The 12,965-nt window shown below is 73.2% G+C and carries 12 protein-coding genes and 1 pseudogene; 11 read left to right on the plus strand and 2 right to left on the minus strand.

From position 1 onward, the window contains the following. Positions 1-113: 113 nt before the first annotated feature. Positions 114-911, minus strand: coding sequence for a nuclease-related domain-containing protein (locus ACIOC0_RS33170; protein WP_402159422.1), 798 nt, complete (start codon positions 909-911; stop codon positions 114-116). Positions 912-1,031: 120 nt separating this feature from the next. Between ACIOC0_RS33170 and ACIOC0_RS33175 the strand changes: the two genes are divergently transcribed. The 11 genes and pseudogenes from ACIOC0_RS33175 to ACIOC0_RS33225 all read left to right on the plus strand — a co-directional run bounded on the left by ACIOC0_RS33175 (position 1,032) and on the right by ACIOC0_RS33225 (position 11,600). Further along, positions 1,032-1,538 (plus strand): protein phosphatase, encoded by a 507-nt coding sequence (locus ACIOC0_RS33175; protein WP_402159423.1) that lies wholly within the window; start codon positions 1,032-1,034, stop codon positions 1,536-1,538. A 174-nt stretch (positions 1,539-1,712) separates the two neighbouring features. Further along, positions 1,713-2,531, plus strand: coding sequence for a hypothetical protein (locus ACIOC0_RS33180; RefSeq protein WP_402159424.1), 819 nt, complete (start codon positions 1,713-1,715; stop codon positions 2,529-2,531). Continuing rightward, positions 2,528-3,805: an ATP-binding protein gene (locus tag ACIOC0_RS33185; RefSeq protein WP_402159425.1), complete on the plus strand. Its 1,278-nt coding sequence runs from the start codon at positions 2,528-2,530 to the stop codon at positions 3,803-3,805. Before ACIOC0_RS33180 ends, ACIOC0_RS33185 begins: the two co-directional genes overlap by 4 nt. A 69-nt stretch (positions 3,806-3,874) precedes the next feature. Beyond that, a complete protein-coding gene (locus ACIOC0_RS33190) occupies positions 3,875-4,477 on the plus strand; it encodes an SH3 domain-containing protein (RefSeq protein WP_402159426.1) in 603 nt (200 codons plus the stop codon). Positions 4,478-4,530: 53 nt separating this feature from the next. Next, positions 4,531-5,898: an FtsW/RodA/SpoVE family cell cycle protein gene (locus ACIOC0_RS33195; RefSeq protein ID WP_402159427.1), complete on the plus strand. Its 1,368-nt coding sequence runs from the start codon at positions 4,531-4,533 to the stop codon at positions 5,896-5,898. A gap of 50 nt (positions 5,899-5,948) precedes the next feature. Next, a complete protein-coding gene (locus ACIOC0_RS33200) occupies positions 5,949-7,406 on the plus strand; it encodes a penicillin-binding transpeptidase domain-containing protein (protein ID WP_402159428.1) in 1,458 nt (485 codons plus the stop codon). A 97-nt stretch (positions 7,407-7,503) separates the two neighbouring features. Further along, a pseudogene (locus ACIOC0_RS33205) lies at positions 7,504-8,001 on the plus strand (DUF3291 domain-containing protein); the annotation flags it as partial. 158 nt (positions 8,002-8,159) lie between these two features. Continuing rightward, complete coding sequence (locus tag ACIOC0_RS33210; protein WP_402159429.1) at positions 8,160-9,098, plus strand: diiron oxygenase; 939 nt, start codon at positions 8,160-8,162, stop codon at positions 9,096-9,098. A 243-nt stretch (positions 9,099-9,341) separates the two neighbouring features. After that, the gene (locus tag ACIOC0_RS33215; RefSeq protein WP_402159430.1) at positions 9,342-9,992 is read left to right on the plus strand and encodes a TetR/AcrR family transcriptional regulator; all 651 of its coding nucleotides are present in this window, start codon (positions 9,342-9,344) and stop codon (positions 9,990-9,992) included. A 14-nt stretch (positions 9,993-10,006) separates the two neighbouring features. After that, positions 10,007-10,333: a hypothetical protein gene (locus ACIOC0_RS33220; protein WP_351095143.1), complete on the plus strand. Its 327-nt coding sequence runs from the start codon at positions 10,007-10,009 to the stop codon at positions 10,331-10,333. Positions 10,334-10,436: 103 nt separating this feature from the next. Then, entirely contained in the window at positions 10,437-11,600 is a 1,164-nt protein-coding gene (locus ACIOC0_RS33225; RefSeq protein WP_402159431.1) for an NlpC/P60 family protein, read from the plus strand. Positions 11,601-11,671: 71 nt separating this feature from the next. Here the strand turns inward: ACIOC0_RS33225 and ACIOC0_RS33230 are convergent, their stop codons facing one another. Continuing rightward, positions 11,672-12,922, minus strand: coding sequence for a styrene monooxygenase/indole monooxygenase family protein (locus ACIOC0_RS33230; RefSeq protein WP_402159432.1), 1,251 nt, complete (start codon positions 12,920-12,922; stop codon positions 11,672-11,674). Positions 12,923-12,965 lie beyond the last annotated feature (43 nt).

The raw sequence follows: 12,965 nt of genomic DNA on the forward strand, positions 1-12,965 counted from the left end.
GCAGGTGCACTGCCCGGCATGGGCGGGGTGCCGTCGCGCCCACCCGTGCCGTCGCGCCCACCCGTGCCGCCCTGCGGCACGACTGCCCCCGAGTGCGCGGCTGTGCGGGTGCTTCAGGTCCAGGTGGGTCTGGCCCGGGCCATGGCGTGGAGGGCCTCGATGTCCGCCGGTTTCAGGGTCGCGCCGGTGCGGGTCAGGCTCCGCAGTTCCGTGGCGGTCAGGACGCGGACCTGTCTCGGGGGTGTGGTGACGCGGACGTCCGCCGGTTCGACCAGCGCGAGGACCGGGCGGACCTCGGCCGTCAGGGCGTGGGAGGCGCGGTCGGCGTCGGCGCGGACGCGGCGCAGCAGGGGCCGCGAGTCACGGCGGCCCACGGCGACCTCCGGGTCGGCGACGAGCACGCGCTGCCGGCGGGCGTACAGCGCGTGAACGGCGAAGAGGCCGCCGGGGCCGATGACGAGGTGGTGGATGCGGTCGCCGCCGGGCAGCGGAACGGAGTGCAGGGTGTGCCAGCCCTCGCCGTCCAGCCGGTCCAGCGCGTCGCCGACGGCCTGCTCGGCGGCGAGCGCGCGCCGGCGCGGGTCGGGCCGCAGCCGGTGGGCGGGGCCGGGGTCGCGGTCGAGGTCGATGAGCAGGGCCTCGCCGGGACGGTTGGGGGCCAGGTCGTCGTCGGGCGGCAGGGCGAGGCGGGCCAGCTCGGCGGGGGTGGGGACCGGGGGCGGGCCCACGGTGACCGAGCCGCTCAGGAAGGGGCCGAGCACCTCCAGGACGTCCTCGCGGCGGTCGTCGGCGAGGACGTTCACCCGGCCGGCCTCACGGTCGTACCAGGCGATGTTCCGGCCGTCGGCCAGGCAGACGTAGAGCCGCTCCCGGCCGTGCCGCCAGGTCGGTACGACGCGCAGTCCGCTCATGCACCATCACCCCATGACCATGGGAACAGGAGGGGCGCTTCAGGGGCAAGAAGGCGCATACCTCCGGGCGGGGTGGGGCAGTCACCCGTGACGGGACGGAGCGAGGTTGGGGAGGCGTCGTTGCGGACCCGCAGGAACCAGTCCGGAGTGCCTTCGCCGGACGCCGCGTGGAACGAGATCGTGCCCGGTCTGTGGATGGGCGGGCACGAGTTCCGCGGGCGTGCCGGGCAACGGCAGTTCGCGGTGGCGCGGGACGAGTTCGATCTCGTCCAGACGCTGCTGCGGCTGCCCGGACACGGCCCGGACCCGGGCGTCGCGCACCAGGTGTGGCCGATCCCCGACGGGCCGCTGGACGGCACCCAGCTCGCCGGGGTGATGCGGCTGGCGGAGGCGGCGTGCGAGGCGCTGGACGGCGGGCGTACGGTCCTCGTCCGCTGCTGGCACGGCTACAACCGGTCGGGGCTGGTCGTCGCGCACGCCCTGATGCTGCGGGGGGAGTCGGCCGATGCGGCGATCCGGCTGATACGGTCGCGGCGCTCGCCGTGGGCCCTGCACAACGAGCTGTTCGTCGAGTACCTCAAGGTGGGGCTGGCGACCGCTCGGCTGCTGGAGGAGCTCGCCGAGTAATCGTTTCTCCGGCGGCACCTCGCGCGACTGGGCCGGCGATGCTTCCCTCTGCTGCACCGGCGGCACCTCCCGAGGCGGGCCCCACCGTCAGCACCCCCCGAAGGTCTCCCATACGTTCGTACGAATAATACGAATAAGGTGGACGGGGCATCACCGCATGATCACAGGAGCCCCGTGTCCCTCAGACGTCCCGCTCTCGCCGTCGCGTCCGTCGCCCTGCTGGCGTCGGTCACCGCGGCCTGCGGCGACGCCGGCGGGCTGCGCGGCGCGGGCGCGACGCCGACCGCGATCAGCCCGGCCCGGCTCTGGCCGACGCTGAAGCCGGCGTCCAGTCCGGCCTGGGCCATAGACGAGGCGGACACCGAGACGATCAAGGGCGTGGCCGTGCCCCACGGCGACATCCGCGAGGTGGACCCGGTCGCCGTCGTCCGCGCCGAGATCGCCGCGCATCCCGACGAGTACCAGGGCGACTCGGCGTCCTACCGCGGGACCACCGCCCGGATGGCCGACTGCGCCGACCGCGCGGCGGGAGCGAGCGACGCCGCGAGTCACTGCCCCGTCCTCGCGCCCTACTACCGCGACCTCACCGGCGACGGCCGCCCTGAGCTGACCCTCGGCTTCCGGCTGCTGCCGGGCGACCTGACCGCCGTACGCGTGTACACCGTCGAGCGGGACCGGCTGGTGCGGGTGATGGCGTGGGAGGACGCGGTCAGCGCGGTCGAGCTGGCGGGCCGGTCGGTGATCATCCGCTCGCCCTCCGACCTCGCCGACTACGAGTACCGGCTCCAGTGGACCTGGGACCCGGAGCAGAAGGCGATGCTCCTCACCCACGACGAGATGCTGCGGTCCGACGGTGCGAAGCACACGCCCGGCACCCGCGCGCACAAGTCGCCCGCCTCGTCGGCTTCGCCGTCGACGTCCGTGCCCTCCACGCAGCCCGCGCCCGGCGTCACCCCGCCGGCGTCCGCGTCCTCCTCGGCGAGCGGGCGATGAGACCCCTGCTCCCCCAGTGGGCCGGCACGCTGGCGGTGAAGGCGGCCGTCTTCATCACGGTGATGTGCTGCGCCCTGGCCGCGCTGCTCGGCGTCCTGGTGCACGTGCAGGTCACCGACCAGACCGTGGGGCAGGCCCGCGACCTCGCGCTGTCCCGGCTGACGGACGCCACGGCGGCGTACGAGGCCGGGGACGCGCTGCGGCCGGGGGCCGGGGTGGACCCGGCGGGCCTGCCCACGGCACTGCGGGAGCTCGCGGCGCACGGGGAGCGCGGCACGATGGTCGCCGTCCACCGGGGCCGCCCGGTGATGTGGGCGGCGGGCCCGGCCGACGGCGGGCGGACGCTGGCCGTGGCCGTCGACTACAAACAGCAGGCGCGCACGATCGAGGGGCTGGACAACGCGATCCTGTGGTCGTCGGTGCCGGCGATCGGGGCGACGCTGCTGGTCGGCGCGTTCGCCGTGAGCCGGGTGACCCGGCGGCTGCACACCACCGCCCGGGTGGCCAGGCGGATCAGCGCCGGCGATCTGGACGCGCGCGTGAACGACGCGCGGACGAAGGACCCGACGCGCCCGCAGGACGAGGTGGCCGCCGTGGCCGTCGCGCTGGACTCGATGGCGTCCTCGCTCCAGGGCAAGCTGCAGAGCGAGCAGCGGTTCACCGCCGACGTCGCGCACGAGCTGCGCACCCCGCTCACCGGTCTGCACGCGGCGGCCGAGCTGCTGCCGCCGGGCCGGCCGACGGAGCTGGTGCGCGACCGCGTGGCGGCGCTGCGCACGCTCACCGAGGATCTGCTGGAGATCTCCCGGCTGGACATCGGGCGGGAGCGGCTGGAGCTGGACGCGGAGGAACTGGGCGCGCTGGCCGGGCGGGTGGTGCGGGCGTCGGGGGCGCGCACCGAGGTCAGGGTGGTCCGGGACGCGCGCGTGGAGACCGACCGGCGGCGGCTGGAGCGGGTGCTGGGCAACCTCGTCGCCAACGCGCACCGGCACGGCCGGGCTCCGGTGGAGCTGTCGGTGGACGGTCCCGTGGTGACCGTCCGGGACCACGGGGAGGGCTATCCGGGGTACCTCGTGGCGCACGGGCCGCAGCGGTTCCGCACGGAGGGCGGCGCGAGGGGGCACGGGCTGGGGCTGACCATCGCGGTGGGCCAGGCGGAGGTGCTGGGCGCGCGGCTGACGTTCGCGAACGCGCCGGACGGCGGGGCGGTGGCCACGCTGACGCTGCCTCAGAGTCCTCCGGGCGGGGACGGCGTCCCCGATGGCGCAGCGTGACGGGCGAGCCCCGTGCGCTGCTCCTAATGTGGCGATAAGTCAGTTTCGCCGCCTTCATGGAGGTACCCGATGCCCCTGCGCACCGCCTTCGTCCGTCTGGCCATAATCACCGCCGCAGGCGCCCTCGCCACCGCCGCCGTCATCACCCCGGCCGGTGCGGACGACGGCTTCGGCTCCGCCTCCGACACCGGTTCGGGCTTCGCGTCGGACGGGGGAGGCTTCGACGGCGGCGGGAACGGCGGGAACGCCGGGAACGGTGGCGGAGGACGGGGCGACAACGGGAACGGGAACGGAAACAACCCAGGCGGCCGCGGCGACGGCAACGGCAACGGCAACGGTCAAGGCGGCCAGGGCAACAACAACGGCGGCACCAACCAGGGCGGCCAGGGCAACAACAACGGGCACGGCAACAACCAGGGCAACCAGGCCGGCGGCCACCGCCTCACCCGAGGCGTCGTCACCACCAGTCAGCTCCTCCTGCACAGCGCCCCGACCCGCGGCAGCCAGGTGATCCGGGTCGCCCGCCGCGGCCAGGTCGTCTCCATCTACTGCAAGACCGTCGGCCAGCCCGTCCAGGGCAACCGCTACTGGTACCTGCTCACCGACGGCACCTGGGCCTGGGGCGCCGCGCGCTACATCGACACCCGCGGCTCGTCGCCGCGCTGGTGCTGAACCGAAGATCAGTTCAAGGCTCACAAGGAGCCACATTTGGGTAAGTTCCGGACATGACGCGAGCCGGAGCCGAAGCCATCGCGCCGGCGGCTGACGCCCCGGCCCCCGCCGCACGCCTCGCCCGGCGTCGCGGGGTCGAACTCACGCTCATCCTGATGGCCGTCCTGCTCTCGGTCTACGGCTACTGCGCCGTGGGCCTCGCCAGAACCGGGTCCGTCCCGCCCGGCGCCGCCGGCTACGGCGCCGGGCTCGGCGTGCTGGCGCTGCTGGCGCACGGGGCCGTCCGGATGCGCGCCCCCTACGCCGATCCCCTCCTGCTGCCCATCGGCGTGCTGCTGAACGGAATCGGCCTGGTGCTGATCTACCGGCTGGACCTGGAGACGCCCGGCGACCGGGCGGCCCCGACGCAGCTCGTGTGGTCCACGCTCGGCGTGGCGCTGTTCGCCTTCGTGGTGGCCGCGCTGCGCGACCACCGAGTGCTCCAGCGGTACGCGTACGTGAGCGTGGTCGGCGCGCTGGCCCTGCTGACGCTGCCGATCCTCTTCCCGGCGGTCAACGGCGCCCGCATCTGGATCCGGATCGCCGGGTTCTCCATCCAGCCGGGCGAGTTCGCGAAGGTGCTGCTCGCGGTGTTCTTCGCCGCCTACCTGGCCGCCAACCGCACGGCGCTCGCGTACGCGGGCCGCAGGATCTGGTTCGTGCAGCTGCCCGCGGGGCGGGTCCTCGGCCCGGTTCTCGCGATCTGGCTGCTGAGCGTGGTCGTACTCGTCCTGGAACGCGATCTGGGCACCTCGCTGCTCTTCTTCGGCCTGTTCGTCGTCATGCTGTACGTCGCCACGGGCCGCACCGGGTGGATCGCGGTGGGGCTGCTGCTGGCCGCGCTCGGCGCGGTGGCCGTCGGCTGGCTGGAGCCGCACGTGCACAGCCGGGTCGAGGACTGGCTGCACCCCTTCGCGTCGATCGAGGCGGGCCGGGGTCCCAACCAACTCGCCCAGTCCCTCTTCTCGTTCGCGGCCGGCGGGCTGCTGGGCACCGGTCTGGGCCTCGGCCACTCCACCCTGATCGGGTTCGCCGTGAAGTCGGACTTCGTCCTCGCGACGGCCGGTGAGGAACTGGGCCTGGCGGGACTGTCCGCGCTGTTCCTGCTCTACGGCCTGCTGGTGGAGCGCGGCTACCGGGCCGGCCTGGCCCTGCGCGACCCGTTCGGCCGGCTGCTCGCGATCGGCCTCGCCTCGATCGTCGCGCTCCAGGTGTTCGTGATCGCGGGCGGGGTGACCGGGCTGATCCCGCTGACCGGCATGGCGATGCCGTTCCTGGCGCAGGGCGGCTCCTCGGTCGTCACCAACTGGGCGATCGTGGCGCTGCTGATCCGGGTGAGCGACTCGGCGCGGCGGCAGTACGACGGGAAGGCGGCGCCGTGAACCTGAGCGGGCACCGGGTTCCGGTGAGCCGCCGGCACGAGGCGCCGGTGATGAGTCGGCACATCCGGCACGCGGCCGTCTTCTGCGCGCTGCTGCTGGCCGCCCTGCTGGTCAACGCCGCGCGCGTGCAGATCGTCCAGGCCGCCCGCTACGACGACAGCCCCGGCAACCGGCGTGCGTCCATCGCCCGTTACGGGCAGCCGCGCGGCGACATCCTGGTCGACGGCGCCCCGGTCACCGGGTCGCGGGACACCAGGGAGCAACTGCGCTACGAACGCACCTACACGGACGGGCCGTTGTTCGCCCCGGTGACCGGGTTCTCCTCGCAGGAGTACGGGACGACGTTCCTGGAGCACGCCGAGGACGGTCTCCTCTCGGGGGTCGATCCGCTGCTCGGGGCGTTCCCGCTGTGGAACGACTTCACCCGGTCCCGGCCGCCCGCGGGGAACGTGGTGACGACGCTCAACGGGCGTGCCCAGCGGGCGGCGTACCAGGGGCTGGCCGGGCGCAAGGGGGCGGTGGCCGCGGTGGAGCCGTCGACGGGACGGATCCTGGCTCTGGTGTCGGCCCCGTCGTACGACCCGGCGCTGCTGTCGGGGAACGACCCGGGGGCGGAGCGGGCCTGGGCGCGGCTGAACGCCGACCCGGACAAGCCGATGCTGAACCGGGCGGTGCGGCAGACGTATCCGCCGGGGTCGACCTTCAAGGTGGTCACCGCGGCGGCGGCGCTGGACGCGGGCGTGGTCCGTGACCTCGACACACCGACCCGCTCCCCCGCGCCCTACACCCTGCCCGGAACGACGACCCGTCTGGTGAACGCCGCCGAAGGGTGCCAGGACGCCACAGTGCGGGATGCGTTCGTGTGGTCGTGCAACACGGTGTTCGCCAAGCTGGGAGTCGACACGGGGCTCCGGGGCATGGCGGCGACGGCGGAGGCGTTCGGTTTCAACGCGGCCGACGTGCGGGTGCCGTTCTCCGTGGCGCGCAGCACCTTCGACACCTCCGTCGACCGTGCGCAGCTCGCCCTGTCCTCGATCGGGCAGTACAACACGCGGGCCACTCCGCTGCAGATGGCGATGGTCGCGGCGGCCGTCGCCAACGGGGGGCTGGTGCGCACGCCGTACCTGGTGGAGCGGACGACGCGGTGGAGCGGGGCGACCCTCGCGGCGGGCGGCGCGCGTGCGGCGCGGCAGGCGATGCGGCCCTCGACCGCGTACCGGCTGCGGGAGTTGATGACGGACGTGGTGCGCGAGGGCACCGGCAAGAACGCGGCGATCCGGGGCGCGACGGTCGGCGGCAAGACGGGCACCGCCCAGCACGGCATCGGCAACGCCGGGATGCCGTACGCCTGGTTCGTGTCGTGGGCGCAGGGCGACCGCGACCTCCAGGCGAAGGTCGCGGTCGCGGTGGTGGTGGAGGACGCCTCGGGCAACCGGGGGGAGATCACCGGGGGCGGGGTGGCGGCACCGATCGCCCGGGCGGTGATGGAGGCGGTGCTCAACTCCTGACCATGCTCAACTCCTGTCTGCTGTGCAGTTCCTGATGCACGCTCACTTCGCGAGACACGGCTACCGCAGACGGTCACGCCCGACCTGGCGTTCGGTCATGACTGACGCAGCCGCATTCGAATTCGCCCAGGTCAACATCGCCAGCATCAAAGCCCCTCTGGGCTCAGCCCAGTTGAAGGACTTCGTCGACAGCCTCGATCCCGTGAACGCCGACGCCGACGCGGCCGAGGGCTTCGTCTGGCGACTTCAGGACGACGGTGGTGACGCGACCGAGATCGCGGTCTTCGGCGACGAGTGGCTCATCGTCAACATGTCGGTGTGGCGGGACGCCGACGCCCTGACCGCCTTCATGTACCGGGGGCGGCACCGGGAGATGCCGGCCCGCCGCCGTGAGTGGTTCGAGCGGGTGCGTGAGGCGATGGCGACGCTGTGGTGGGTCCCGGCCGGACACCGGCCCACCGTCGCCGAGGCCGAGGCCCGCCTGCTGCACCTGCGCGCCAACGGCCCGACGCCGTACGCCTTCACCCTGCGCGCGTCCTTCCCGCCCGGGGCCGCCGAGCCCGTCGCCCTGGACGTCCCCGACGACCTGGGCTGCCCCGCCTGGCCGGTCCCCCGGCCGCCGACCGGAGCGCAAAGGAGTCCCGAAACAGTCCCGCGCGAGGGATTGACGGTCTTGCTGACAGGCAGTCTCATAAGGAGGCGAGTGAATCCCGGGAAACAGGACACGCCCCCGTGCGACGAGGTGGAACAGCGATGACGACCCAGACGGAAGCCGACGCGCTCGACGGGCTGCGGGACGCGCTCGGGCTGCTCAAGGACCGCGAGCAGGTGGCCGAGCGGCTGCTCGTCTCTTCCGCCAAGCACTCCTTCGACCCGGACGAGGAGCTGGACTGGGACGCGCCCTTCGAGGAGGGCAAGTGGTTCTGGCCGCCGGAGCTGGTGTCGCTGTACGACACGCCGCTGTGGAAGCGGATGGGCGAGGAGCAGCGGATCCTGCTGTCGCAGCACGAGGCGGCGGCGCTGGCCTCGCTGGGCATCTGGTTCGAGATCATCCTGATGCAGCTGCTGGTGCGGCACATCTACGACAAGTCGGCGACCAGCGCGCATGTGCGGTACGCGCTGACCGAGATCGAGGACGAGTGCCGGCACTCGAAGATGTTCGCCCGGCTGATCGCGCGGGGCGGCACGCCCTGGTACCCGGTGGGCAGGGCGCACCAGCACCTCGGCCGGCTGTTCAAGACGGTCTCCACCACCCCGGGGTCCTTCACCGCGACACTGCTGGGCGAGGAGGTGCTGGACTGGATGCAGCGGCTGACCTTCCCCGACGAGCGGGTGCAGACCCTGGTGCGGGGCGTCACCCGGATCCATGTGGTGGAGGAGGCGCGGCATGTGCGGTACGCGCGGGAGGAGCTGCGGCGGCAGATGGTGACCGCTCCGCGGTGGTCGCAGGAGTTCACCCGGGTCACCTCGGGTGAGTTCGCCCGCGTCTTCTCCGTCGCGTTCGTCAACCCCGAGGTGTACGCGAACGTCGGGCTGGACAAGCGGGAGGCCGTGGCGCAGGTGCGGGCCAGCGGGCACCGGCGCGAGGTCATGCAGACCGGGGCGAAGCGGCTGACGGACTTCCTGGACGACATCGGGGTGCTGCGGGGAGTCGGGCGACGGCTGTGGAAGTCGTCGGGATTGCTGGCGTAGCCGCTGCGAGCGTGGGCGGGGCTGCGGGCGCGGTCGCTGCCCGTGGGGGCGGGGCTGTGCGCGTGGTCGCTGCACGCGGGCGCGGGTCGGGTTGTCGGCGTGGCCGCTGCACGCACGGGCGGAGCTGTCGGGGCTGCCGACGTGGTCGCCGCACGCACGGGCGGCGCTGCCGGTGTGGGTGTTCTTGCGGTGGCCGTCCGCGGTCGGCGGTGATCGGGCGGGGCAAGCGATTACGCTGCAGGCATGAGCCCCGCCGCCCCCGCCTACCGTCGCCTGAGCGTCGAGGAGCGGCGCAGGCAGCTGCTCGACGCGGCGCTCGGGCTGTTCGCTCACCATCTGCCGGAGGACGTCTCGCTGGACGACGTGGCGGAGGCCGCCGGGGTGTCCAGGCCGCTGGTGTACCGGTACTTCCCCGGCGGCAAGCAGCAGCTGTACGAGGCCGCGCTGGGCTCCGCCGCCGAGGAGCTCCGGCACTGCTTCGACGAGCCCCACGACGGCCCCATGCTCCCCCGGCTCGCCCGCGCCCTGGACCGCTACCTCGCCTTCGTCGACCAGCACGACGCCGGGTTCAGCGCGCTCCTCCAGGGCGGCAGCGTCGTGGAGACGTCCCGGACGACCGCCATCGTGGACGGTGTGCGCCGCGCCGCCGCCGAGCACATCCACAGCCACCTCGGCGTGGCCGAGCCCGGCCCCAGGCTGCGGATGACGGTGCGGATGTGGATCACCGCCGTGGAGGCGGCCTCGCTGATCTGGCTCGACGAGGGCAAGCAGCCGCCGGCCGGCGAGCTGCGGGACTGGCTGATGGAGCAGTTCGTCGCCGTCATGACGGTGACCGCAGCGCGCGATCCGCAGACCGCCGAGGCGGTCCGGGGTGCGCTCGCGGAGCGGCCCTGATCGACACTGGTGGTGTGAAGAGCGAAGACACCCCCTTCGAGGGCGGCCCGATGGAGGGCCGCGTCCTCCCCGTCCTGCTGGGCCCCACCGGCCACCCGCCGAAGACGTACCGCATCCCCGTCCCCGACGCGGACGGCGGCCCGCCCACCGTCCTGGTCTACCGCCGGGAGCCCCGGGGGCACAGCGCGAAGCTCGGCCTGCCCCGGGGGTGGAAGTACGTGTACGACCCCGAGGGCCGCAAGGACAGCCGGCTCCGCTGGCCCTGGTCGAAGCCCGACACCGCACCGGGAGACAAGGCGGAAGGCGGGCCGGAAGGCAAGCCGGATGACGCTCACGGGTGACTTCGTTGCGCCGAACCGCGCAGTCTTACCGCACTTGTCGCACTACCGCACCTGATGCTCGCCCTGCGGGGTGGAAGGGCCGCCCCGTGCGGGAGGTGATGACGTGTCAGGAAGGCTGCTGCGTCGGGTGTGCACGGCCTGCACGACGACGATGCTGGCCGCGCAGGCCGTACTGCTGGTCCCGGCGGCCGCCCGGGCCGTCCCCGAGCCGCCGGAGCCCGGCGGGCGCTCGGTGACCGAGCTGCTGACGGACCTTCAGCGGCTCTACCGGGAGGCGGAGAAGGCCACCGAGGCCTACAACACCACCGAGGAGAAGCTGAGGGAACGCCGGGCCGAGACCGAGCGCGTCGACGCCGAACTGGCGAGGACGAGGCTGTCCCTCCAGGAGAGCCGGGGCGCCGCCGGACGCCTGGCCCGGCAGCAGTACCAGAACGTCACCGGCATCTCCCCCTACGTACGGCTGCTGCTCGCCCGGGATCCGCAGCGCGCCCTCGACCAGGGGCATGTGATCGGACAGCTGGCGCGGGAGCGGGCCGAGACGGTGGGCCGGCTGGAGGGCAGCGAACGCAAGGCCGACGCTCTCGCCCGCCGGGCGCGGGCCGCCCTCGACGCGCAACTCACGCTGACCGAGCGGAAGAAGAAGGAGCGCGACGACGTACGCCGCAGGCTCGACGACGTCGAGCGGCTCCTCGCCTCGCTCAGCGCCGGCCAGCTCACCGCCCTCGCCGACCGTGAACGCGCCGAGACTGCCGAGGCCCAGGCCACGCTGGTGGCGTCGGGCGCGCTGGGCGAGGAACGAGCGCCGTCGCCGCAGGGCGACCGCGCCCTGCGCTACGCCGTGGGCCAGCTCGGCAAGCCGTACGAGTGGGGCGCGGAAGGGCCCGCCTCCTACGACTGCTCGGGGCTGACCTCCCGGGCCTGGCAGCACGCGGGCACCCCGATCCCCCGGACGAGCCAGCAGCAGTGGGCCCGCCTGAACCGCGTCCCACTGGACCGGCTCCGCCCGGGCGACCTGATCGTCTACTTCCCCGACGCCACACACGTGGCGCTCTACGCCGGCAAGGGCATGGTGGTACAGGCCCCGAGACCGGGCGAGCCGGTGAAACTCTCCCCCATCGCGGCCAACCCGATCCTGGGCGCAGTCCGCCCAGACCCCGGATCCGAGCCCCTGCCCGACTACAAGCCCCTGGACCTCACAAAAGCCACGACCCCGACTCCCGCAGCCCCGAAGGGAGTTCAAGCCCCTGCCCCCACCGCGAAGAGATAGCCGGAGAAGCGGTGTGACCTGGCCCCTGACCTGTTCCCCAGGTCAGGGGGCGGTCTGGTGGTGGAGGTCGGTCAGGGGGCTACCGAGGACAGGTAGGCGGCCGTCTCCTCCGGGTCGTAGAAGTAGTTCTCGAAGTCCGCGGGGTCGTTGAAGCCGTTGGCGAAGCGGTCGGCGACCGGCTGCAGTTGGCCGGCCGCTCCGATGAGGTTCAGGATGTGCTCGGGCGGCGGGGCCAGCATCGCGTTGGTCCACTTCGTGACGTGCTGGGCCGTGTCCCAGTAGCGGTCGAACGTCGCCCGCATCCACTCCTCGTCGAACGGCTTCTCACCCTGTTCGAGGATGGACGCGAGGTAGGCGGCCGCGCACTTGGAGGCCGAGTTGGAGCCCTGCCCGGTGATCGGGTCGTTGGCGACGACCACGTCGGCGACGCCGAGCACCAGGCCGCCGCCGGGGAGCCGGCCGACGGGATTGCGCACGGTGGGCGCATAGCGGCCGGCCAGGGTGCCGCCCGCGTCGGTCAGCTCGACGCGGGTGGCCCGCGCGTACTCCCAGGGCGTGAACTTCTCCATCAGCTCCAGCGTCAGGGAGAGGTGCTCCGCCGGGTCCTTGACGCCCTTGAAGACGTCGAGCGGGCCGCCGGGCACGCCCTCCCAGAAGAGGATGTCGGCACGGCCCGAGGTGGTCAGCGTCGGCATGACGAACAGCTCGCCGACGCCGGGCACCAGGTTGCAGCGGACCGCGTCGTAGTCCGGGTGCTCGGGGCGGGGACCGAGGCCGTGGACGTACGCCACCGCGAGGGCGCGCTGCGGCTCGCTGTACGGGGAGCGCTCGGCGTCGCGGCCGAACATCTGGACGAGCTCGCCCTTGCCGGCGGAGACCAGGACGAGGTCGTAGGCGCGGGAGAAGTAGTCGAGGTCGGAGACGGCCGCGCCGTGGATCACCAACTGGCCGCCGCGCTGGGCGAAGACGTCCATCCAGCCGGCCATCTTCACCCGCTGGTCGACGGACTGCGCGTACCCGTCGAGCCTGCCCACCCAGTCGATCGCCCGCTGCGTGGGTCCGGGGTCGTGCGAGCCGGGGGCCGCCACCGAGACGCCGAGCCCGTCGATCTTCGGTGCCTGCGACTCCCAGAAGTTCAGCTGGAGGTCGCGCTCGTGCTGGAGTGCGGTGTGGAACATGCACTGCGTCGACATCACCCGCCCCGAGCGGATCTCGTCGGCGGTCCGGTTGGACATCAGGGTGACCTCGTACCCGTGCGACTGGAGGCCGAGGGCGAGTTGGAGACCGGACTGGCCGGCTCCGACGACGAGTATCTTCCGCATGCGGGGGGTGTCTCCTAGGTGGCCTGGGCAGGGTGTGGGGGTG

The sequence above is a fragment of the Streptomyces sp. NPDC088254 genome (assembly GCF_044740925.1).
Taxonomy (GTDB): domain Bacteria; phylum Actinomycetota; class Actinomycetes; order Streptomycetales; family Streptomycetaceae; genus Streptomyces.

Excerpts from the sequence above, each read along its gene's own strand:
- ACIOC0_RS33210 (WP_402159429.1), top strand. The coding sequence starts at position 8,160 with ATGACGACCCAGACGGAAGCCGACGCGCTCGACGGGCTGCGGGACGCG.
- ACIOC0_RS33185 (WP_402159425.1), top strand. The coding sequence starts at position 2,528 with ATGAGACCCCTGCTCCCCCAGTGGGCCGGCACGCTGGCGGTGAAGGCG.
- ACIOC0_RS33200 (WP_402159428.1), top strand. The coding sequence starts at position 5,949 with ATGAGTCGGCACATCCGGCACGCGGCCGTCTTCTGCGCGCTGCTGCTG.
- ACIOC0_RS33230 (WP_402159432.1), bottom strand. The coding sequence starts at position 12,922 with ATGCGGAAGATACTCGTCGTCGGAGCCGGCCAGTCCGGTCTCCAACTC.
- ACIOC0_RS33195 (WP_402159427.1), top strand. The coding sequence starts at position 4,531 with ATGACGCGAGCCGGAGCCGAAGCCATCGCGCCGGCGGCTGACGCCCCG.
- ACIOC0_RS33170 (WP_402159422.1), bottom strand. The coding sequence starts at position 911 with ATGAGCGGACTGCGCGTCGTACCGACCTGGCGGCACGGCCGGGAGCGG.
- ACIOC0_RS33190 (WP_402159426.1), top strand. The coding sequence starts at position 3,875 with ATGCCCCTGCGCACCGCCTTCGTCCGTCTGGCCATAATCACCGCCGCA.
- ACIOC0_RS33215 (WP_402159430.1), top strand. The coding sequence starts at position 9,342 with ATGAGCCCCGCCGCCCCCGCCTACCGTCGCCTGAGCGTCGAGGAGCGG.